18 protein-coding genes and 1 pseudogene are annotated in these 20,929 nt (G+C 57.7%); 3 read left to right on the top strand and 16 right to left on the bottom strand.

The window, feature by feature from the left end; genetic code table 11:
* Positions 1 to 284 precede the first annotated feature (284 nt).
* Genes IU397_RS20950 through IU397_RS20930 form a run of 5 tightly spaced genes read right to left on the bottom strand, consistent with a single transcriptional unit; the run spans position 285 to position 4,560 of the window.
* A complete protein-coding gene (locus IU397_RS20950; protein ID WP_204417402.1) occupies positions 285 to 1,004 on the bottom strand; it encodes a cytidylyltransferase domain-containing protein in 720 nt (239 codons plus the stop codon).
* Complete coding sequence (locus IU397_RS20945) at positions 1,001 to 1,447, bottom strand: cupin domain-containing protein (RefSeq protein WP_204417400.1); 447 nt, start codon at positions 1,445 to 1,447, stop codon at positions 1,001 to 1,003. Before IU397_RS20945 ends, IU397_RS20950 begins: the two co-directional genes overlap by 4 nt.
* Positions 1,448 to 2,845, bottom strand: coding sequence for a hypothetical protein (locus IU397_RS20940; RefSeq protein WP_204417398.1), 1,398 nt, complete (start codon positions 2,843 to 2,845; stop codon positions 1,448 to 1,450). It abuts the gene before it with no gap.
* Complete coding sequence (locus IU397_RS20935) at positions 2,835 to 3,551, bottom strand: FkbM family methyltransferase (RefSeq protein WP_204417396.1); 717 nt, start codon at positions 3,549 to 3,551, stop codon at positions 2,835 to 2,837. Before IU397_RS20935 ends, IU397_RS20940 begins: the two co-directional genes overlap by 11 nt.
* Before the next feature lie 7 nt (positions 3,552 to 3,558).
* Positions 3,559 to 4,560, bottom strand: a complete 1,002-nt coding sequence (locus tag IU397_RS20930) for an N-acetylneuraminate synthase family protein (RefSeq protein WP_204417394.1) — start codon at positions 4,558 to 4,560, stop codon at positions 3,559 to 3,561.
* 371 nt (positions 4,561 to 4,931) lie between these two features.
* On the opposite strand from IU397_RS20930, the pseudogene IU397_RS20925 reads away from it, so the two are divergent.
* Positions 4,932 to 5,341, top strand: a pseudogene (locus tag IU397_RS20925) (IS5 family transposase); the annotation flags it as partial.
* Positions 5,342 to 5,863: 522 nt separating this feature from the next.
* Complete coding sequence (locus IU397_RS20920; protein WP_204417392.1) at positions 5,864 to 7,693, top strand: bifunctional diguanylate cyclase/phosphodiesterase; 1,830 nt, start codon at positions 5,864 to 5,866, stop codon at positions 7,691 to 7,693.
* Here IU397_RS20920 and IU397_RS20915 read toward each other — a convergent pair.
* Both IU397_RS20915 and IU397_RS20910 read right to left on the bottom strand, forming a co-directional pair.
* Positions 7,690 to 9,192 carry a response regulator gene (locus tag IU397_RS20915; protein WP_204417390.1) on the bottom strand — a complete coding sequence of 501 codons (1,503 nt, stop codon included), beginning with the start codon at positions 9,190 to 9,192 and terminating at the stop codon, positions 7,690 to 7,692. The genes IU397_RS20920 and IU397_RS20915 overlap by 4 nt on opposite strands.
* Positions 9,193 to 9,268: 76 nt before the next feature.
* A complete protein-coding gene (locus IU397_RS20910; RefSeq protein WP_204417389.1) occupies positions 9,269 to 9,631 on the bottom strand; it encodes a response regulator in 363 nt (120 codons plus the stop codon).
* 83 nt (positions 9,632 to 9,714) lie between these two features.
* Between IU397_RS20910 and IU397_RS20905 the strand changes: the two genes are divergently transcribed.
* Positions 9,715 to 12,282: a CheR family methyltransferase gene (locus tag IU397_RS20905; RefSeq protein ID WP_204417388.1), complete on the top strand. Its 2,568-nt coding sequence runs from the start codon at positions 9,715 to 9,717 to the stop codon at positions 12,280 to 12,282.
* On the opposite strand, the gene IU397_RS20900 is transcribed toward IU397_RS20905, so the two are convergent.
* The 9 genes from IU397_RS20900 to bchZ all read right to left on the bottom strand — a co-directional run bounded on the left by IU397_RS20900 (position 12,257) and on the right by bchZ (position 20,918).
* Positions 12,257 to 14,284, bottom strand: a complete 2,028-nt coding sequence (locus IU397_RS20900; RefSeq protein WP_204417387.1) for a PAS domain-containing hybrid sensor histidine kinase/response regulator — start codon at positions 14,282 to 14,284, stop codon at positions 12,257 to 12,259. The two genes, IU397_RS20905 and IU397_RS20900, sit on opposite strands and share 26 nt — an antisense overlap.
* A gap of 206 nt (positions 14,285 to 14,490) precedes the next feature.
* Positions 14,491 to 16,401 carry a 1-deoxy-D-xylulose-5-phosphate synthase gene (gene dxs, locus IU397_RS20895; RefSeq protein ID WP_204417386.1) on the bottom strand — a complete coding sequence of 637 codons (1,911 nt, stop codon included), beginning with the start codon at positions 16,399 to 16,401 and terminating at the stop codon, positions 14,491 to 14,493.
* Between the two features lie 193 nt (positions 16,402 to 16,594).
* Positions 16,595 to 16,846 (bottom strand): RC-LH1 core complex protein PufX, encoded by a 252-nt coding sequence (gene pufX / locus IU397_RS20890; RefSeq protein ID WP_204417385.1) that lies wholly within the window; start codon positions 16,844 to 16,846, stop codon positions 16,595 to 16,597.
* A gap of 20 nt (positions 16,847 to 16,866) precedes the next feature.
* Positions 16,867 to 17,793: a photosynthetic reaction center subunit M gene (gene pufM / locus IU397_RS20885; RefSeq protein WP_204417384.1), complete on the bottom strand. Its 927-nt coding sequence runs from the start codon at positions 17,791 to 17,793 to the stop codon at positions 16,867 to 16,869.
* A complete protein-coding gene (gene pufL, locus IU397_RS20880; protein WP_204417383.1) occupies positions 17,786 to 18,634 on the bottom strand; it encodes a photosynthetic reaction center subunit L in 849 nt (282 codons plus the stop codon). Before pufL ends, pufM begins: the two co-directional genes overlap by 8 nt.
* 112 nt (positions 18,635 to 18,746) lie before the next feature.
* Positions 18,747 to 18,926: a light-harvesting antenna LH1, alpha subunit gene (gene pufA / locus IU397_RS20875; RefSeq protein WP_204417381.1), complete on the bottom strand. Its 180-nt coding sequence runs from the start codon at positions 18,924 to 18,926 to the stop codon at positions 18,747 to 18,749.
* Positions 18,927 to 18,940: 14 nt separating this feature from the next.
* Positions 18,941 to 19,090, bottom strand: coding sequence for a light-harvesting antenna LH1, beta subunit (gene pufB, locus IU397_RS20870; RefSeq protein ID WP_072778079.1), 150 nt, complete (start codon positions 19,088 to 19,090; stop codon positions 18,941 to 18,943).
* Positions 19,091 to 19,209: 119 nt separating this feature from the next.
* The gene (gene pufQ / locus IU397_RS20865) at positions 19,210 to 19,440 is read right to left on the bottom strand and encodes a cytochrome PufQ (protein ID WP_204417379.1); all 231 of its coding nucleotides are present in this window, start codon (positions 19,438 to 19,440) and stop codon (positions 19,210 to 19,212) included.
* A complete protein-coding gene (bchZ, locus tag IU397_RS20860) occupies positions 19,437 to 20,918 on the bottom strand; it encodes a chlorophyllide a reductase subunit Z (protein WP_204417377.1) in 1,482 nt (493 codons plus the stop codon). The genes pufQ and bchZ overlap by 4 nt, the downstream gene beginning before the upstream one ends.
* Positions 20,919 to 20,929 lie beyond the last annotated feature (11 nt).

The raw sequence follows: 20,929 nt of genomic DNA, 5'->3' as shown, positions 1-20,929 counted from the left end.
AAAGACGCTCGAAATGCGCCGCTTGCATCACCGCCAGCACGCCGCATAATCAAACCAACCAGATGAGCCAAACTCTCTCTTAGCTTGAGCCGCATTTGGTGCCAAAAAACCCGACGATGGACACTCTTGGTAAAAAGCATAGGCATCGGCGCCCCCGAATATCGTGGTTCTAGTCTCTCCAAGGACAGCGCATGGGGGCGCGTCTCATCATTATGAGCTGGTAAGACTGCTCAAGACAATCAAGCGCCTGCCATCAATCCGATGGTTTGCCATGGGCTTTGACCCTAATTCGGTACACGGGCAGCTTTCCGCATCAAGAATTCGGCAAACTCGAAATCCAGTTCGGAATTGACATCGACCTCTTCACCCTCTGGTGTGAGGAACCCAAAAATCCGGCTGCCTGAGATCGAGTTTTGTTGCAAAACAGTCTCTACGCTGGTGATTTCAAGGCTCGCATTCTGGTAGAATACTGGCGGTAGTTTTGCGGTCTGGTTGCTGTGCCAAGGAACACCGTCATCGGTCGCAAAGGGTGCGATCGGTGTAATTATGCCATCAGGTTGCCGTGTCCACATCTTTCCAGGATGGACATCAGCCTTTGAAATCGACCTCAGGGAGTCGTATCGGGGCCATAGATCTTGGAAAGTTTGCATCGCCAAAGCGATGGTGGCCGCCGACCGGAAAGGAGATGTTGCGCGCACGATGGCGACGAACTCAGCCCCATTGTGAAACCCATTTTCCAGAAACCACTGCAGCCACAAAATATCGGGGCTTTGGGCCTGGGCCGTCTCAGCTGGACGCAGAGCCTTACACGAGGCTCCTGCCTGACGACCAATTTCGGCATATTCCTCGCTGTCTGTGACAAGACAAACGTCTGAAAAAGCTCCGGAGTGTTGCGCCGCATTGATGCTGTGCAAAAGCAAAGGCACCCCCCCAAGAGGGCGGATATTTTTGTCTTTGACCCTGACCGACCCAGCCCGGCAAGGGATCACGGCAACACAGGTCATACTGCGATTTCTTCACCCGGTTTGGTGCTTGGCAACCCCTGACCAGCGACAAGACCAAACAGCTCTTCAACCCGGACACGGTCGTTGATGAAAGGGCTGGAAGCTTCGATAATCACACAGTCCGTGACCGCTTCTTCCTGATGGACCACACCGGGTGAGAAATGAAACACGTCGCCTGCTTGGACGAGACGCTCTTCGATTTGATGATCATTGGAGATAGTACGCACGATCATTTCGCCCGACAGAACGATGCCGCATTCGTCCTTTTTCCGGTGATACTGAAGCCCCCCCTTTTGACCGGCGTTCAATTCAAGCTTTTTGAAGGTCAAAACTCCGGGGATCGTACACAACATGGTTTCTACCCCCCAAGCGCGCAGGCCCATGTCTTCTGGTTTTGGGAATGTGGCTTCGAGATCGGCGATCATATCCTCAGTGATCATCATCTAGGTCTCCTGTATGATGGCATGAACCAAAGCGCTCAGCCGTTCTGCGTATGGGGTGTCGGTAAATGAAACGATGTGCTGCAAAGCAGGATCGTCCAAACGCGGGCATGTCGTGAGAGCTTTTGTGATGTCCTGGCGGAGGGCTGTTAAATCACGACACACTGTGACGCCTTCGATACGTTCAGTCCCGTCGAAGTGTTCGTAGAGCGCCTCGACAAGATGAGGGCTGAGTTGACTGCCTTCTTCTTCATGGGCTAAGGCGAGGACCGGTTTCTTGCAAAGCAAAGCTTCGATCATCATGCTTGTGTAGCCACTGACCACGAGAGCAGCCCCCGCCAGGACCTTGGGGTACTGATCAAGTTCGGGAAATTGCCGCGTGCTGGTCCGGCCCGTCCATTCACGCTCGCCCAGACTATCATCGAACTGGACATGAGCCAATTTGGTCACATCCGGCGCGGCTTTCATCCGTCGAAACGGATGCGGGCGATAAATGATCTTTTCCACATTGGCCGGGAAAACGCCCTCAGCGAAGAGCTGATCGAGGCATTCAAGTACACTGATCTCGTCAGAGCCGATCGCAGTTCCAAGGAAAAGCACGTAGCTTTGCTCAATTTCGGGCATATCACGATACACCTCGAACCGAGGTGTTCCAAGGGCATGTACGTTCTTTGCGATGCCTTGGATGCGATGGACATGCTCAACCGATTGTGAGCCCCAGCATCCCAAATGAGTTGGGCGCGCCCAGAAAATACTCTTGCTTGAGGCATTGTCCCAGTTGTCGACCAACAGCAAAGACGGGATCGCCATTTCATTAGCCGCGTTGATAGCGTCCAAAATTTCGGGATCGTAGGCCGAACTTGGGCAAATGATCAGGTCCGGCTTCTCTTCGGCCAGATGTGCGCCAACGGGATTGTCACGTCGCAACGTTTTTTTGCGCGCAGAGACCCACGTCTTGAACCGGGAAATGAAACGCAGCCGAGCCGTGCGCCACCGCTTTCTTCGAGATCGTTTGGGTTGCTTATACCGCTGGCTGCGGATCGCATCTGATACGAGTTGTCCGGCTTTTCCATCCTGGGACAAGAAGAGGTTCACGCCCAGGTTACGTAGCACGCGATACTTGAACGACGTTGACAGATCGGCATGGTGGAACATTAGAATGTCGAGCAGATCTTTATGCTGTTGCAGCCGGATTGGATCAAAATTCAACACTCTGACATTATGTCCAGATGAGCAAACAGCCTGCTCTAGCTCCGCGCGCCGCATTTCGAAAAGTTCTGGGCTGACAATAAAGGTGACATCAAAATTGTCAGTCAAAGGCGTAAGAACACCGGTTGTCACGTAGTTCCGATAGAACATGTCGCTGCACAAGAAGACCGCAATTTTCTGTCTACGGCGCATAGGAGTAGACCTTGTTTCGGATCGTGCTGCCCTTCGCAGCCCGTCGCTTGGTCGAATGGGTCGACAGCGAGTTGACAGCGTCATCTGGGACGTATCCGAGGGGCAAAAAGGTCTCGTCGACCTGGCACTCCTGATCGGCGTTGTCGAATTCGATGAGTAAGCTTTCGATCTGGCCTGAGACGAGCGCCTTTTGCGCCCCTTTTATGACGTCGCTCTCGCGCCCATCGATATCGATCTTTAAAATCATCGGAGTGCGTGCAGGGTACAACGCCAAGAAATCATCCAAAGAGATCACAGGGATTGTATTAAGCTCTGAGTCTGACGAAATAGGATCAGAGATCTGCGCCCCAGAGTTACCAATACGGCTGTCCGGCACAGATAAATGAACTTCACCACTTTGTGCGCCCACCCCGAAAGGCAGCGCCCAGGCCATTTCGGAATTCAGGCTGAGATTGGTTACGAGAGCTCGAAAATTCTTGGGCTCAGGCTCAAAAGCAATGGTGCGTCCCCGGGGGGATTTGGCCGCAAAGTAGCAAGCATAAATCCCTATATTCGCCCCGACATCCAAGAATGTGTATTCGCGATCAGTATATCTGTTGAGCCAGTAGATTGTCTCTGGTTCTTTGGTCAGCAGGCTGTTCACACGGTAGGTTTCCAGATCACCACTGGTCTGAAACTTGACCCCATCATTTGTGAGGATCTGCATGGTCTGCCTACCCATTCCGTAGAACGTTGTCTGGGATCACCTCAAAAGCTCTAACACTTTCTCTCAGCACCGCGCCAATCACGCGGGCGCTGTCACGCACAGGAATTCCGACACCTGGCGCATCAATGCGACCACTTAGATCGTTCAACGTCAGCCTGTGGCCGGCAGGCAGATCCGATTTGGCTACAAGCACTTTGCCCAACTTCTGAAAGACGGGCTCTTTGCCAAGCTCGTCATGGGTGCCACTGGTCATCGATCGCACCCGCCGTATATCGCGACAAAAGTTCTCAAACCCTCGCGGCTCTAAAGCGAAAGAATGATCGGTACCCTTTTGAGACCGATCAAACGTGACATGTTTTTCGAACACACGCGCGCCGAGTTGATAGCTGACAGGTCCCGAAAGCGTCCCATTAAAATGATCCGACAGGCCGATGGCCACATCCGGAAACCGCGAAATCAGCTCAGGGATGCGCTGCAAATTAAGCTCGTTGAAGGCCGTGGGATACTTTGACACGCAATGCAGCACAGCAATGTTGGAGGTAATGGAATGCACGAAGTCGATCGTTTCAATGGATTGCTCAAGGCTCCCGCCTCCGCAGCTAAGAACCACGGGTTTGCCTGCCGTAGCAATCCGATAGAGAAATGGCAAATTTCCCAAATCAAATGACGCGACTTTTAAAATTTCGACATCAAGATCAATGAGAAAATCCAAGCTCGGCTCATCAAAAGGTGTCACCATGAACAACGCACCAACGGCCTTGGCATGATCTCGGATTTCTTTGAACTGGTCGTCAGAAAATTCCAGAGCCTCGCGGTGCGCGCCATAGGTATCGGCGAAAGAGTTTTCACTGTCGTAAGGGGCGTCGAACCGCTCTTGTGAAAATAGATAGCGGTTGTCGCGCTTCTGGAATTTCACAACGTCCGCACCTAAGTCGGCAAATCGGCTGATATAATTTTTGGCTTGTTCAAGGTCGCCTTGGTGATTTTGGCCAATCTCGGCGATGATCATCGTCTCATGATCTTGGAGCCATTCTTGAATTCGGACGATCATGCGGTCACAAGCTTTTCTCGCTTTGAACGGCCCCCTTGGGCCGCACGGTCAAAAATTATGATCGTTGTCGCCTACTCAAGATAAGAGTGCAAGCATGTGCGCGCGACCAGAGACGTTTGCTGGATACACCTGTTTGAACAGCTCACGTCACACCACAGGAAAGGTCATCGATGCCCGAGCGCACCAGACACCTTTCCGCACCGCTCTATTGCGCCAGCGCTTAGATCGCAACGCGCCTCACCTGATTTCAGGATTAGGCTGCTTACTGGGTCATGCTGACGAAATGGGTTCACCCTGTGTCGCAGGCATGCGTCAAGCTGGTATCTGCGATGGAGACCGGCTTGGCACGAGATTTGATGACGGACGACGAATGGGCGTTCTTTGAACACGTCATCCTTCCTGCACGTGCCCGGAACGGGCGCAAACCCTCCAATCATCGCAGTGTTCTGGACCGGATATTCTGGATTGCGCGCACCGGATCGCCTTGGTGGGACCTGCCCGAAGAGTTCGGCAAATGGTCAAGCGTTTACAGGCCGTTCCGGCGCTAGACGCTGGCGGGGCTGTGGGAGGACATTCTCGAAGCCCTGAACCATGGCGGAGCTGTTCCGGACGTCCTGCAAATCATCGACAGTCCCGTCATCCGCGCCCACCACCAGGCAGCGGGCGCTAAAGGGGGACGCCGCGACAGGGTTTGGACCGCTCGAGAGGTGGGTTCACGACCAAGGCCCACCTCCGGGTCTGTGCGTCGCCAGACTACCTTGATGCCCATGGAACGCCCAAGGCACACGATGATCTACTATCGGGACGGGCGCAGATCATGCTCAAACTGCGCGTATTCATCGACTTCGCCGTCGCGCAACTTCGTGCAGTCAAAGCATGACGCCTCAGCAAGATCACACCTTCGCTGCCTCACAGTGTGAGCTTCGACCTCTTCACCCGCTTTCCTTGGGATCTGCACGAATAGCGGCTTGGCCGTCTGGACCGCCGAGAACAGACGCAACAAGCCGACAAATGGGCAGGGCGCGACAGACAGAAAATAGGAAAGTTTTTGTCGCTAGGGGCAGAAATATGCGTCGTCTCACAGACAGCATAAGCAACGAGACAGCAAAACGATTGTCCTATCCACCACTTGTTAACTGAAAATTTACGAGTTCAAGTAAATATTTAGCTAAATTTGACCTTTTGATCGGCGAGGGATCCACGGGGTTAGACAGGTATGGCCGGTTGAGACCGCTGGCCCACCCGTTGGAAGGGAAGTGCGGTGGGATCAGAAAAAGATTACGTTCAATTGGGGCCATCCGTGCTGATCCATGACGCCTTGGATACCGTTTGCATGGACATGATGTCCATCGTGATCGAGGTCTGTCAGGCCAAGTCGGTGGCGATCTGTCTGAATGGTATGATGCCGGGAAGCCATACGCTGGCCCAAAGCTCAACAGGCGAAGGGGGCGATCCCGAACAGGACCTGCGGGCATTCCTTGAAAAACGAACCAGCGCCAATGGCGGGCGTCAGATCAGTGGAATTGCCCATTGCGATGATCCTGCGGGGCGGGAATTTGTGTTCCTTATGCTGCCGCTTGAGGCAGCATCGCAACGCTTGGGCACCATCGCCATGGCGATACCCACCAACCGCTGGGCCAGAGAATCCTGTTTCGAGATGTGTAAACAGATCGCCTCTCTCGTTGCGATGAACCTGGCCAATAGCAGCTCGAAATACCAGTTGGAGCTAGACCTGGCCGAGATGAACCGCCGGGCCCAAAGGCTGTCCCGCAAGGCCGAACTTGACGCGCTCACCCAGGTCGAGAACAAGGCGGCATTCGAACGGAAAGTCCGTCAGCGGATGGCGGACCGGAAACGCCCGGCGGCGTTGCTGGCGCTGGATCTGGACTACTTCAAACAGGTCAATGACATCTATGGCCATCAATTCGGTGACGTCTATCTGCTGACCCTCGCTGAAACCCTGCGAACAAACCTGCCAGAGAAGGCCATCATCGGGCGGACCGGCGGGGATGAATTTTGCGTTCTGCTCGATATGCCGGAGACCGGGCGCAATTACCTCAACACGATCCTGTTGGGTCTGCGCACGGCCATTCAGCGCAACGTGGCCGTCCTGGGCAAACCGGATCTGGGGCGGGTCAGCATCGGGGTCAGCCTCTTTCCCCAGCAGGCGACACGGTATGATCAACTTTTGGAACAGGCCGATATCGCGCTCTATTCGTCAAAAGGGGTCGAGCGAAACACCACGACAATCTTCAGCAGCGAACTCAGCAATCTGGTCTATTCGCGGGACAGTCGCTCTGTCGCGCCTGCAGCGTTGGATTTCCAGAAGATCACGCCGCATTTCCAGCCGATCATCGATTTCTCAAACGGGACCTGCGACGGGATCGAGGTTTTGGCCAGGTGGGAAGACCCTGATCACGGGGTGATGGGGCCGGAGCAGTTCTATTGGATGTTCCGCGATCATCGCTTGGCCTCCAAACTGACGCTTCACATCGTGGAACGCGCCTTTCAGCAATTGGCGGAAGCCCAAAAGACCGGGTGGAACGGCGCGCCCGACCTGTGGATCAATGTCACGAGCCATGACCTTCTGGCCCCGGAATTTGTGTTCGACCTGCAGACCATCCTGACGGAGTTTGGCGTCAGTTGGGACTCCATCGTGGTCGAGGTCAGCGAGGGCAGCATGCTGGGTGAGCGCAGTGGACAATTGTCGCGGTCGCTGGAGGAAATGCGCCGTCGGGGCGCCCGTGTGGCCCTGGATGATTTCGGAACCGGCTATGCGGGATTGACCCATATTCGCGATTGGCCCGTCGATATTATCAAGATCGACCGCACGTTTGTTGAACAGATCGCAGACGACGAAAGCGCGCAAGTGGTCGTACAGGCCGTTATCATGATCGCCAAAACCATGAGCCAGCGCGTGGTCGCCGAAGGGATCGAAACCCATGCACAACTGTCGACGGTGCTGGAGCTTGGTTGCAATTTCGGTCAGGGTTTTCTGTTGTCGCCTGCCCTCTCCGCAGAAGACCTGAGCGTTTGTCCACAGATGTTTGACCTGGATAACCTGCCAGGTCTGATCGGCGATGACATCTAACCTGGCCGATCCTGCCGCGGTGGCGATAATCGGATTGCATTCCGAAGCGCTGGAAGATGCACGGGCTTGCGCAGGACCAGAGCGGAGAGAGCGCCGGGTAGGCTGGCCTGCACATCCGGCGATCCGGTCACGATAATCACCCGCATGTCCGGATGCCCCCGGGCCACGCGGTTTGACAGTTCGGTAAAGCCCACATCCCCCGGAAGGGTCGGGGTGGTGATCATGACGTCCGGCTCAGCCTCGTGCGTCAGAGTGTAAAGCGCTTCATCCCCATTCTGCGCGGTGGCGACATTGGCGCCGGATTGCCGCAGCACCTCTGTCATCATCGTGCGTAGATGCCCGTCGGTTTCGACCAGAAGGATGCGGTATCCGATCAGACAATCCTGCATCGCGGCCTCTGTCCCCGCGGGGACAGTTTCGGGATGATCAGCTTGGGGCAGGCTGAGCGTCCCCTGCAATCCGCCATCGCTGTGGTGGTGAAACTGAAGCTGACCGCCGGCGCGGCGGGCAAATGCCTCTGCAGCGACAAGACCAAGGCCGGTTCCAGACATGGCGCGCTGCCGGTTGAAATAGGTATCGCGCAGATCCGGAGAGATATGCCCATTCTCTATCCTGGCGACGATCTCCAACATGCCTGAACGAATATGAAGTCCCAACGTGATGGCACCCGCGGCACCGGGACCATCGAGGATGGTTTTGCGCATGTGACTGAGAACCTGCAGGATCGCGGCCTCAAGTTCCCCCCTTTCACAGCGCGCCAGATAGCTGCCGTCGGGCAAGTCGAGCGCAAGTGTGACGGTCTTTGGCAGAATACGCCCGAGCAAGGTGGCGGTTGACGTCAGGATGGCGGGCACGTCCACCACGGCCTGCACACGCTGCCCGGTGACAGCCGGGTCGAGCAGCCCATCCATCAACGCGCTGCCGCGGTCGCAGGCATCAAGAATGTCCTGCACCTTGCCGCGCGCCGCCTCTGGTAGGTCAAAACCGGCAAGACCTTGAGCCGCCAGCTGCGCAATACCGAACACGTTGCCCAGATCATGGGTGACATGAAACAGATTGGCCGCTTGGTCCGGTGCATCGGCGATCTGTGCCAGGCTCTCTCCCAGCATCCAGTCATCGGTGCGATCCCGAACCGACACAATCCAAAGGCGACCAGGTTCAACTGGTATCACGCGAAATTCGAAGGCGTGCTCCGCCCCGGCTTGATCCAGCCACCCTGCTTGTAGTGATGTGGTATTATTTAACCCCATCAACAATGTGAGTGGCGACGTATCTCCGCATAATATCCGCTTGTCGGCCAGGCTGTGAAAATGCGCGCCACGCAACCATGCATCCGCCTCGACCGTATTGCCCGCAAGCCGTTGCGCGACACGATTGTGAAGGCAGACACGGTGCTCATGGTCAAGAATAAACAGCGCACAGGCATCGATCAGGTCGATAATCAAGCGCAGCTGGTCGATATCCAAGCCCGCCTGCACTGTCTTTTCCAACGGTGTCATGGCGATAACATATCCCGTTCAGGATCAGAGCAACCTGCCAGCGCGCATATGCGTTGTGAAACCAGAGTCGCAGCTCCTAATTCAAAAGGGATTTAATCACTTTATCAATTTCCGACAGAGGCGCGATCTTTTCAATCTTTGCGCTGGCTTCGAGCATACCTTCAACAAAAAGCGGTGAAGTCGCGATTTCACGGCGCCCGGTTATGACGATCACGGGCATCTTGGAGTTTCTGGATCGGACCTCATGCAGGAAAGACAGCGCGCCCCCCCCGGTCATGATCATATCGCAGATCGCAATATCGAAGGGATCTCTGTCAATGATCTCAAGCGCCTCATGCCCTGAAGACGCCGTGGCGACAGTATGGTTGAGTGAGCGTAAGCCTTTGGCCAACTCATCCAAATAGATAAGATCATCATCCATAACAAGAATACGGGCCATGAGAAGTGTGTACCTGAGATAGAATGCAAGGTAGCGTGTCCTATAATGCTTAATGGTGATGATGTAGAAAGGCCAGTAGGTCGATGTCGAATGAACCCGAAGACACAAGACCTGATGATGTGGCCCTGGTGGCGATTGGAGCATCCGCCGGCGGATTAGAACCGTTGGAGAAGTTTTTTGAAGCCGTGGCCGATACGTCGGGTGTGGCCTATGTCGTCGTTCAGCATCTTTCACCCGATTACCGATCGATGATGAATGAACTGCTGGCGCGTAAATCCAACCTGCCGATTCTTCATATCGAGGATGGCATGCGGGTCTGTGCCAATACGGTCTATCTGAACCGGCCGAACATGTATGTCGAACTGGATGGCGCGGTATTCCGCACCTCATCCTATCGGGAAGGTCAGGGTCTGCCGCATCTGCCCATCGACCGCTTTTTCACATCGCTGTCGTCGCGGGACTGGAACAGGACGGTCGCAATTGTCCTGTCAGGGTCCGGTTCCGACGGGGCCCATGGCGCCCAGATCCTGCACGAGGCCGGGGCCGCCGTCCTTGTGCAATCGATGCAGGAAGCGTCATTTACGTCGATGCCGCGGGCAGTGCTGCTGTCAGGTTCCGTGGACCGTGTTCTGGATGCAGCGGACATGCCTGCGGCGATCCAGGATATCTTTACCTATGGCAAGAAAAGCACCAGCCCCGCACCGCAAGCCTATGGCCAGGGGATCCAGAGCATTTTGGGAAAGCTGGAAGCCCGTCACAAGGTCGATTTCAGCAGCTACAAACCGACCAATGTGAACCGCCGCATCGTCCGGCGTCTTCATCTGCGCGGCTTTGCCTCCCTTGAGGAATATAACGAAATTCTGGCCCAAAGCGACGAGGCCTTGAACGAGCTATTCCAAGATATGCTGATCGGTGTGACAGAGTTTTATCGTGACACGGAGGCGATCAAGACCCTGCGCACAAAGGTGCTGGATGTGCTGGCCGCCCAGGAACCGACCGGTGCTCCGCTCAAGATATGGGTGCCCGCCTGTGCCAGCGGGGAGGAGGTTTACACGATCGCAATCGAACTGAGCGAGGCGCTCCGCATCGCGGAAAGTGACCGTCGGTTCCGGATCATCGGGACGGACATCCACGCGAATTCGATCGAAATAGCCTCCCGCGGTGTCTACTCCGAAGAAAAGATCAAGAACGTACCGGAGCATCTGCGCGAACGGTATCTGGTGGCGACAAATGGCCAGTACATGATCAACCCGATATTGCGGCAGAAAATCATCTTTTCGGTACATAACCTGATCAACGATCCGCCGTTCATGAACCTTGATCTGGTATCGTGCCGCAATCTGATGATCTATCTGAAGGAGGAACCCCAGGCGAGCGTCATTTCGATGTTCATCTTCGGACTTCAGCAGCAGGGTTACCTATTTCTGGGCGCGTCCGAAAGCATCGGGAAGTTCACATCGGTCTTTGACGTTATCAGCTCGCGCTGGCGGATCTTTCAGAAAGTGGAAAATGCGCCGGGCCTGCCACGATCCTTTTTGACAAACAATCAAAGCAGTCCCCGGCCACTTGATGTGATCAGCAACCTGTCAGCCGGTCAGGTGGTCCCGCGCAAACCCTTTTATGCAGAGGTGAACGAGGTCCGCTCCCGCGATACCCTGATCCGAAGCTATGACACGTTGCTCAAACGGTATGCGCCATCCTCGATCTTGATTACCGTGGACGGCAAGGTGCTGAATTGGTTTGGCACAGCAGACGCCTTTATCGACACCATGAACAACCTGGCTGACTGGACGGTACAAGAAATCGTGCACCCCGATCTGCATTTTGCGATCAATGTCGGGATAGAAAAGTTGCGCCAGGGGCATTTCACCACCCATAGCCGCCGGATCCGCGTCACCCTGCCGGATACCGGACCTCAAGATTGCCTGGTGGAGATCGAGGCGCTGGATGATGGCCCGGGCAATTGGCTTATCCTGGCCAAGGTGGAGGTTGAGGGTACGGATGCCGATGTTGATATCATCGACGCACCGACCCCGATCATCAGCACCGATGAAGACGGATCCATGTTGACGGGACGGATCCACCACCTGGAACGCGACCTGCGCCTGACCGAGGAAACCCTGCAGCATGTCACCGAGCGGCTTGAAGCCAGCGGGGAGGAGTTGCAGGCCTCCAATGAGGAATTACAAGCCTCCAACGAGGAATTACAGGCCTCGAATGAGGAGCTTCAAAGCTCGAACGAGGAACTGCATGCGGTCAACGAAGAACTGGTTTCCGTCAGCGCAGAACACGAGCGCAAGATCGAGCTGCTGTCGGAGCTGAATGGCAATACCGAGATTGTGTTGAAGATGCTGAATACCGGCGTCATCGTCCTGGACGAAAACGACTGCATCCGCCGGTTCAGCCAGTTGATCGAACGGGATTTCCTGCTGCAGGACCATGACGTGGAACGGTCGATCAAGACGGTTGGTCCACGCCTGGATTTCGTGGATCTGCAAGACCTGACAGATGCCCTGCGGGCCGATCCTGCGCAACAGTCACGCTCCGGGATACATTCCGGTCGGACCCTGCATGTGGAGGGGCGGCGGATCGCCCTGGGGCCCAAAGGGGCGGAGATACAGGGGACTATCCTGCTGTTTCGTTGGGATTAGCCCGCCCGCGCCCCTCATCCAGCAACTGGCGCAGGGTCGCATCCAGAACATCGGGCGGGCACGGTTTTTGCAGGAACACGGCGTCGATACCGTCGCGTTCCTCGCTGGAATAACCCGCATAGCCCGAAAGCAGGATGGTCGACATACCCGGTCTGAGCGCCTGGGTGCGGCGGGTCAATTCAAACCCACCCAACCCGCCCGGCATCACGACGTCGGAAATCAGCGCGTCAAATTCCAGCCCGTCCTCGATCAGTTGCCAGGCGGCCAGACCGGTACTGACCGGCACAACCTGATAACCCATATCCTCCAACTGCTCCGCCATCATGCCCAGAAGGATGACCTCATCCTCAGCCAGCAGAATGGTTTCTCCCAGCCCGCTTGGTTCGTCCCGCGGGGGATCTGCAGCCGGTGGTTCGGGCTGCTCCCCGTCATCCACCGGCAGGATCAGAGAGACCGTGGCCCCCTCTCCCGGTTCGGATGCGATGCGCATCTTGCCCCTGGCCTGCAGCACGAAACCATAGACAATCGATAGACCCAGACCGGTCCCCGAATTGCTGCTTTTGGTGGAGAAAAACGGATCCGTCGCCCGGCGCCGCACTTCCTGATCCATGCCGGGGCCGTTATCCATGACTGTGATCCGGGCGTATCTGTTGGGCCGCAACGCGGGTTCTGCCCCGGCGGGTGCGCGCAAGGATGACAATTCCTCAGGGTCCACGACCTCCTCGGCCGTCAGATTGATCCTGTCCCCTTTGCCGGACCGCATGATCGCATCGCGACTGTTCAGAACCAGGTTCAAAAGGGCATTTTCCAGCATCGGTTGGTCGCAGAAAACGGCCAGACCGGCAACATCGACCTGGGCGTCGATCTTGATCTGTTCCTCAATGGTCGGGTTGACGAGTTTCAGGAACTCCGCAAACACGGTCTCCATCGACCGGTGGGTCGGCAGATCGGATTTATGTTTGGCAAAAGCCAGCAGACGGCCGGTCAGACTTCGCCCACGCTCGATCGTCTTGAGCGTCTCCTCCAGCAGGCCGTTGGCGCGGTCGCTTTGCACCTCCTTCTGGACCAGCGATAGCGCATAAAGGATCGTCGCGAGCAGGTTGTTGAAGTCATGCGCAATGCCACCGGTCAATTGTCCCAGGGCATCCAGACGTCCCTGTCGTTCGATCTGCTGGCGGTTCTTTTCCTGCTCAGAGACATCATCCAGTACGACGACAGTATGCACATCCGTATCCGCCTCGTGCACCAGCGCGCTTGAGATCCGCACATAGCGCGCCTCTGACGTATCCCTGCCCCGGGTCATAAGATGCACTTCGCCGCCCAGATGCGCACCCGCCAACGCCCGGTTGATAGGATCCGCGGAGGCATCAAGCGGTTTCAAATCAGCGCTATCCAGAAATTTGATGATGTCCGGCCAATCAAATGGCGTTTCCTGAACCACGGCCCCCAAGATATGCCGCGCGGGGGGATTGAGCGTCACCACCTTGCGATGGACATCCAGGCCAATGATTCCGCTATGGGCGGCATTGAATATCGCGGTCAGGCGCGCATTCAGCTTGCCGGTCGTCTGTTCGCGTTGCTCGGTTTCCTGAACGAACGACGTCAGATCCGTATGGGCGCCCAGCATCCGAATGGCCTGACCCGCATCATCCCGGACCGCCAACCCGCGACACCGCACCCAGACCATGTGTCCCATCGCGTGGCGGTATCGCACGATCTGATCATAGGGATGCCCAGGATCAGCCAGGTGTTTGTGAAAGTTCTCAAGCGCCTTTTGCTTGTCATCGGGGTGAATGATGTCTTGCCAACTGTCGGGGGAATGGGCTTTCGTCGCGGGGTCATAACCGAACAATTGCCAGAATTCGGGGCTGATCCATTCGTTTTCCGGTTGCTTCAGGTCCCAGTACCACATTCCGTCGAGGCAGGATTTCTGAAGGAAATCCCAAATCTCGCTATCTGTTTGGAGCTTGTGTTGGATTTCCTCAAGCAGATAGTGCGTCATTCCAGTGCCCCACGCATCCTGATCATGGCAAAACCCTAAAGTTATCGGAAAGCGATGACTAGAACGAACACGAAACGGGATAGGAAATCAGCGCGACATTCAAAAACAAAGGCCCACCAATAAAATCGGGGATCATTGCTTTCCAAACGCGCGGGGTATGGCACGGGGGTCTGCGGGGTGTGGCGCGGTGTCTTCGGCTGCGGGCGTCACGCCGTCGTCGCGAGCCCCAGATCGATGGCGCCCAATGTCTCTGTCACCTTGGCGGCGATATGGCGGGCGGTCAGACCGGCCTCTTCATACATGGCCGCAGGGCTTGCCTGGTCGATGAACCTGTCCGGTAGGGTCATCGTGCGAATACGCAGACCGCGGTCCAGCGCGCCCGCATCCGCCAGCATATGCAGGACCTGCGCCCCAAAACCGCCCGTTGCCCCGGTTTCAACCGTCACAAGCGCGCCGTGGTGACGGGCCAGTCGCCGGATCAGGTCGTGGTCCAGCGGTTTGGCAAAGCGGGCATCGGCGACCGTGGTTGAGATCCCGCGCGCCTCCAGCATCTCTGCCGCGGCCAAGGTCTCCGACAGGTGGCCACCAAACGATAACAGCGCCGCCGTTTCCCCCTCTCGCAAGATGCGTCCCTTGCCGATCTGCAGCGCCGTCCCCCGCTCTGGCAGATCGACGCCTGCGCCTTCACCGCGGGGATATCGGAAGGCGATCGGCCCCGCGTCGTAATCCGCCGCCGTGGCGACCATGTGCATCAACTCAGCCTCGTCCCCGACGGCCATGACCACAAAACCCGGCAGGTTCGACAGATAGCCGATGTCAAACGCGCCCGCATGGGTCGCGCCATCGGCACCGACCAACCCGGCCCGGTCAATGGCGAACCGCACCGGTAGCCGTTGCAAGGCCACATCATGGACAATCTGGTCATAACCGCGCTGCAGGAAGGTCGAATAGATCGCGCAAAACGGCTTGAGCCCGCCAGCCGCCAGACCGGCGGCAAAGGTCACGCCATGTTGCTCAGCGATCCCCACGTCAAAGACCCGCTCCGGGAACCGATCTTGCAGGATGTTTATGCCGGTGCCCGATGGCATGGCCGCCGTGATGCCTACGATACGCGGATCGTCGGCGGCCTCTTGGGTCAGCGCCTTACCAAAGACCGAGGTATAGGAGGGCGCGTTGCCTTTGGATTTCTTCTGGGTGCCAGAGACGACATCGAACTTTGAAACGCCGTGATATTTGTCCACCGACGTCTCCGCCGGTTGATATCCCTTGCCCTTGACCGTCAGCGCATGGATCAACACTGGCCCGGTGGCGCGGGCCTTGGCGGCGCGCAACACGGCCAGCAACTGACCCATATCATGGCCATCGACAGGGCCGACATAGCTGAACCCCAGCTCTTCGAACAGCGTTCCGCCAGTGCCAGCCGCGCCGGTGACCAATTGGCGGGCGCGCCGGGCGCCATCGCGCAAGGGTCCGGGCAAGGCCGCCTCGAACCCTTCGGCCATCTGCACCAAGGGCGTGTTGGCATAAAGACCCGACAGATAGGCGGACATCGCGCCAACCGGCGGGGCGATGCTCATCTCGTTATCGTTCAGGATCACGAACATGCGGCGCCCTTCATGGCCCGCATTGTTCAGCGCCTCATAGGCCATGCCAGCGCTGATCGCACCGTCGCCGATCACGGCAATCGCATCACCGGTGGGCTGGCCCATGTCGCGCGCCACCGTAAAGCCCAGGGCCGCACTGATCGAGGTGGAGCTGTGGGCCGCGCCGAACGGATCATAATCGGACTCGGATCGTTTGGTGAACCCGCTCAGACCCCCGCCCTGACGCAATGTGCGGATGCGCGACCGGCGGCCTGTCAGAAGCTTGTGCGGATAACACTGATGGCCCACATCCCAGACCAGCTTGTCACGGGGCGTGTCAAAGATGGCGTGCAACGCCACGCTCAATTCGACCACACCCAGGGACGAGCCGAGATGCCCCCCGGTTTCGGACACGGCAGAGATCACTTCGGCACGAACCTCATCGGCCAGTCGCGCCAGATCGCGGTCGGAAAAGGCCTTCAGGTCAGCCGGACCGGCGACACGGTCCAGGTGCGGGGTCTTTGGTCGGGACATTTCAGCGCTCCTCCAAGTTGAACGGACAAGTTGAACGGAAAACGCCGTGCGGGATTGCGGTCCCGCACGGCGCCAGTTTCCTGTAGCCAACAGGAAAGGGAACCGGGGTGGACACCCCGACATCCGACCCCCGGGACAGGGATCGAATGGGCAGAGAGGCGGGCGCGGGCCACCAGGGCCGCGCCCGCCCCGATCAGACGTGCCTGTTTGCCGGCACTTCAGATTCGATCAGGAAAGACAGCGGCGTCGGATCCGGCGCCTCCTTGCTTTCCGGCGGCAAAAGCCAGGAAAAGGCGATCATGCCGTAAATCAGGAACAGGACCGCGGCAAAGACAGCTGCCGCATATCCCGCGCCCTGCAGCATCAGGAACATGCCTTGATAGGCGAGACGCTCCCGATCAGTGGGCTCATATTCAGCCCCGAAGATTGGCTTTTCTTCACTCATGTCTCAGTGCTCCTTTTCGTTCACTGGTCCATCGGGGCATAGCCATGGACCTGCGCCCAGGCATACCAGTCATCGACCACGGTGCCGGTCAGCAGGATGCCGATCCCGCCGGTCAGCGTTGTCAGCACCGCAAACCACCAGGCCCAGCGGTGAATGCCCTCCATCGTGGCGTTAAAGCCCATGGTCCAGCGCCAGAACAATGCGGCGCGTTCCGAGGCCGTGCCGCGATCCACGATTTGCTCCAGTTCCCGGTCACCGCCGAAACGGGCCACCGCCAGGATCGTTGCGCCATGCATGGCAAATAGCAGAGTCGAGCCATACAAGAACACGATCGAAAGCGCGTGGAATGGATTATAGAACAGGTTGCCGTAGGTCAGGCTGAAGTTATTGGTCCAGTCCAGGTGGCTGAAGATGCCGTAGGGCACGGCCTCGGACCAGCTGCCCATCATCAGGGGCCGGATCAGACCCAGCACCAGGAACAACCAGATGGCCGACGCAAAGGCGTAGCAGATATGCTTGCCCATCCCCAACTGGTGGGCCAGCATCCAGGAGCGCATCCACCATGTGATCACGCTGACGAGCAGGAAGAACGATGCAATCAACCAGCCCAACCCCTCGCCCAAGGGCGGAATGCCCAGGCCATATTCGGGCGCAGGCGGCTCAAGCGAGAAATAGAACAGATCCCGCATGAACACGGCCGGGTTGTAACCCGCCTGGTCCCAAAAGCTGATCCCGCAGATAAAGAACCAGATCAGACCGCATGCGATTGAGGCCACACCGTAACCGCCCAGGTAGAAAGGCCCTAGCTGCGCGTTGCCGACCCATCCCAGCAAACCGGAAAAGCCGGGTTTGCCGATGCGTTCCTTCAGGTCGACATCGCCTGCCATCCCGTATTCAGGTGCGCCGCGCACCTGAACCTGGGTAAAGATGTTCTGATACTCAGCCATTTACGCCTCCCGGAATGTCTGCCCAGAACGGCAGGAATACGTACCAGTCCCACCAGGCGATCCATTGATCGAACCAGATGGTGCCCGAAATCAGGATACAGATCGCGCTCCAGAACCCGGCATTCAGCGCCAGCAGCAGACCCACCCGGTGGATCCCCAGCGTGCCGACCGAATAGCCGATGAAGTCGCGGAAATAGGTATCCTCATGATCCGGCGTCTTCATCTCGGTGCCCTTTTCAGGGTTCGCCGCCGACAGGATCAGGCCACCATGCAGCGCCAGCGCCAGCGTCGTCGTGAAGAAGAACGTGATGGCGATCATATGCGCGGGATTGTAGTGGAAGTTGCCGTATAGGTAGCCCACATTGCTGACCCAATCGAGGTGCGTCCAGATCCCATAGGGGAAGCCATGCCCCCAGGCGCCCATAAAGATCGGGCGGATCACGACCAGCGTCGTATAGGCAAAGATCGCGACACCAAAGGCGAAGGGGACGTGATAGCCCATGCCCAGCTTGTTGCAGATCTCAACCTCGCGCAGAGCCCAACTGATGAACGCGCCATGGGCACACATCGTGATGATCTGCCACAGCCCGCCTTCCATCAGCGGCGCGGGCCCCAGCCCGTATTCAAGCGCCGGTGGATCTATTGAGATCAACCAGGGGTTCCATACCCCTTCTGCGGCGGTGCCCCAAAAGATCAGGATCGTGCCGAGCGCGGCAAAGAAAAAAGTCGTGACGCCGAAAAAGCCCACGTAAAACGGCCCGACCCAGAAATCGAACAGATCGCCGCCGATGAGCGTGCCCCCTGGCACGCGATATTTTCGTTCGAAGCTGAGCAGTGCCATCTTCTTACTCCGTTGCTGGCGGCGCGGCGCACTGGCCTTGGCCGTCGTTCAAATCGCGATAGCTGCGGGCAAAAGGGCATCCTGCCCGCAGCGTTTTCTATGGTGGTACCGGTTACTCAGCAGCCGCAGCAGCACGCTGCTCCGCCTTGATTTCGAACCAGTTATATCCATCTGCACCCGTGCTCAGCAGGACGAGATGAATCATCGCTGCCAGCAGGAACAGGAACACGCCCTGCGCCACGAAAACGCGGCGTGGGTCGAAGATCAGCCAGATTTTGTAGAATTGTGCCATTCTTCAGTGCCCCCTTAGAACCACGGACGCCAGATGAACGTCGCCAAATGAGCAACAACGGCGACGGCCGAGAACAGCCAAAGCCCGCTCATATAGACGGAGTGCAACTCTTGCGCCTGCTCGTCGGTAAGACCTGTGAAGGACAGGTCGGTATTATCAGCCATTAACTTTCCTCCGGAACGCTACGCTGACGCCGCATGCCCCGCGGCCGGGGTGTTTGGGGCGATACCCCAAACAATCCATCCCGCCGCGATAGCGGGGTGAATGTCGCATCGCGCACCATTCAGGCGGCGAAAATCATCGGTGTGATGACCCGGGCCTGGCTCCAGGCCCGGGCGATGGGGCCCTTGGCGGGCAAGCGAAACTGGCGCAACGCTGTCAGCGCCCAGGTCAGGATCGCCAGCGGCAAGGTGGCCAGGAATATGATGGTGAAATAGGCGTAGAACTCCCGCTTCAGCGGTGCTGCCCGGTTCCGCTCACGCGGCATCATCAGATCGGTGGTCTGGTCCGTCATGTCAGTTCTCCCTGTTTTTCACGTGTTTTCGGCAGGGGCCCAAGCCCGCGCACCGTGTTGATCTGAACGCGCTCTGCTCCCGCAGCCAGCGCGGCTTTCTCGGCCGCATCCCTCAGGGATTTGGCCGCCGAAATTCGGGTCAAAATCGGATGGGTCGCGACGATCTCGTCCAGCAGCGTCTGCGCATCGTCGTCCCACGGGAAGTCCCGGCGCAGTGTGGCAGGCGTGGCCTCTGCCGCATCCATCTCGGTGCCCAGGGGCAGGATATGGAACAGCGCATCGAACAACCCGTTGCACACTTCCTGCAATAGATAGGTGGCGCCTGCGTAACCCATGAACGGCGTGCCAGTGGCCCGCCGGATGGCAGCACCTGGGAAACTGGCGGGAATGAAAGCAGGGCTCGGCCCGTGCCCGGCCTTCAACTCCGCCAGGTACATCTTTTCATTGATGGATCCCAAAACGACCAAAGGCCGCTTCGTCCCCATCATCTCGCGCACCGCGTCATTGTCGGTCTTCTTGCCCGCCAGCCGCGACACGGCAAACGCGCAGGGAAAGCCCAGATCATCTTCCAGAAACGCCCGAATGCCCCGTGTGTAGGTCTCGTTTGCCACAACAGCGAACTCGGCGGTGGCAAAGAAATCCTGCGTGACCGACCGCCACAAATCCCAAACCGGCTTCAGGGTCGAATGTTTCTCCCGTTCGATAAACGGCTCGGGGTCCAGCCCCAGCATCTCGCCCAGCTTGCGCAAGAACAGCGTCGTGCTTTCTACACCGATGGGCGCCTGCAGGTAAGGCTTGCCCAAAACCTCCGCAAGGCCACGGCCAAATTCGCGATACATGACGACATTGGCATCGGCATTCACCAGGTTCCGCATCTCGGCCAGATGCGCGCCCATGGGCATCACCATGTTGACCTCGGCGCCGATCCCTTCGACCAACCGCCGGATCTCCGCCAGGTCCGACGCCATGTTGAACGTGCCGTACATCGGACCCAGGATATTGATGCGAGGCTTCGCGTCCTCCTCTCGCTTGGCCTCGCGCGGCATTCGACCCTTGGTCATGCCGTATTCGGTAAAGATCCAGGTCATCGCCCGGTCCGCGCATTCCCACTGGTCCTCATCAATGGTGCGCGGCAGGAACCGCTGAATATTCGTCCCCTGAGGCGTGACCCCACCGCCGATCATCTCGGCAATCGAACCGGTCACAACGACAGCAGGCAAAGCCGGATCAAGTGTCCCCCAGGCGCGCTTCATCGCGCCCTCGGTCCCGTCCCGGCCCAGCTCTTCCTCCCCCAAACCGGTCGTCACAATCGGCAATTCATGGGGCGGCAAGGCATCGGTGTAATGCAGCACGCTGGTCACCGGCAGGTTTTCGCACCCCACCGGCCCGTCGATCACAACCTGCAAGCCTTTGACGGCGCAAAAGGCGTAAACGGCCCCCCAATAGCCACCGGCGCGGTCATGGTCCTGCACTAACATGGCCCCGCCCC

It is taken from the genome of Actibacterium sp. 188UL27-1, assembly GCF_016901225.1.
In the GTDB taxonomy this organism is placed as follows: Bacteria; Pseudomonadota; Alphaproteobacteria; order Rhodobacterales; family Rhodobacteraceae; genus 188UL27-1.
Note: the sequence above shows the minus strand (reverse complement) of the source record. Positions and strands in the feature narration are given on the sequence as shown.

Bases quoted from the DNA above. Each gene is read 5' to 3' on its own strand.
- dxs (WP_204417386.1), bottom strand. From the start codon at position 16,401: ATGTCCCGACCAAAGACCCCGCACCTGGACCGTGTCGCCGGTCCGGCT.
- IU397_RS20945 (WP_204417400.1), bottom strand. From the start codon at position 1,447: ATGATGATCACTGAGGATATGATCGCCGATCTCGAAGCCACATTCCCA.
- IU397_RS20930 (WP_204417394.1), bottom strand. From the start codon at position 4,560: ATGATCATCGCCGAGATTGGCCAAAATCACCAAGGCGACCTTGAACAA.
- pufM (WP_204417384.1), bottom strand. From the start codon at position 17,793: ATGGCTGAGTATCAGAACATCTTTACCCAGGTTCAGGTGCGCGGCGCA.
- IU397_RS20915 (WP_204417390.1), bottom strand. From the start codon at position 9,192: ATGACACCGTTGGAAAAGACAGTGCAGGCGGGCTTGGATATCGACCAG.
- pufL (WP_204417383.1), bottom strand. From the start codon at position 18,634: ATGGCACTGCTCAGCTTCGAACGAAAATATCGCGTGCCAGGGGGCACG.
- IU397_RS20910 (WP_204417389.1), bottom strand. From the start codon at position 9,631: ATGGCCCGTATTCTTGTTATGGATGATGATCTTATCTATTTGGATGAG.
- pufX (WP_204417385.1), bottom strand. From the start codon at position 16,846: ATGAGTGAAGAAAAGCCAATCTTCGGGGCTGAATATGAGCCCACTGAT.
- IU397_RS20905 (WP_204417388.1), top strand. From the start codon at position 9,715: ATGTCGAATGAACCCGAAGACACAAGACCTGATGATGTGGCCCTGGTG.
- IU397_RS20940 (WP_204417398.1), bottom strand. From the start codon at position 2,845: ATGCGCCGTAGACAGAAAATTGCGGTCTTCTTGTGCAGCGACATGTTC.
- bchZ (WP_204417377.1), bottom strand. From the start codon at position 20,918: ATGTTAGTGCAGGACCATGACCGCGCCGGTGGCTATTGGGGGGCCGTT.
- IU397_RS20950 (WP_204417402.1), bottom strand. From the start codon at position 1,004: ATGACCTGTGTTGCCGTGATCCCTTGCCGGGCTGGGTCGGTCAGGGTC.
- pufA (WP_204417381.1), bottom strand. From the start codon at position 18,926: ATGGCACAATTCTACAAAATCTGGCTGATCTTCGACCCACGCCGCGTT.
- pufQ (WP_204417379.1), bottom strand. From the start codon at position 19,440: ATGACGGACCAGACCACCGATCTGATGATGCCGCGTGAGCGGAACCGG.
- pufB (WP_072778079.1), bottom strand. From the start codon at position 19,090: ATGGCTGATAATACCGACCTGTCCTTCACAGGTCTTACCGACGAGCAG.
- IU397_RS20900 (WP_204417387.1), bottom strand. From the start codon at position 14,284: ATGACGCACTATCTGCTTGAGGAAATCCAACACAAGCTCCAAACAGAT.
- IU397_RS20935 (WP_204417396.1), bottom strand. From the start codon at position 3,551: ATGCAGATCCTCACAAATGATGGGGTCAAGTTTCAGACCAGTGGTGAT.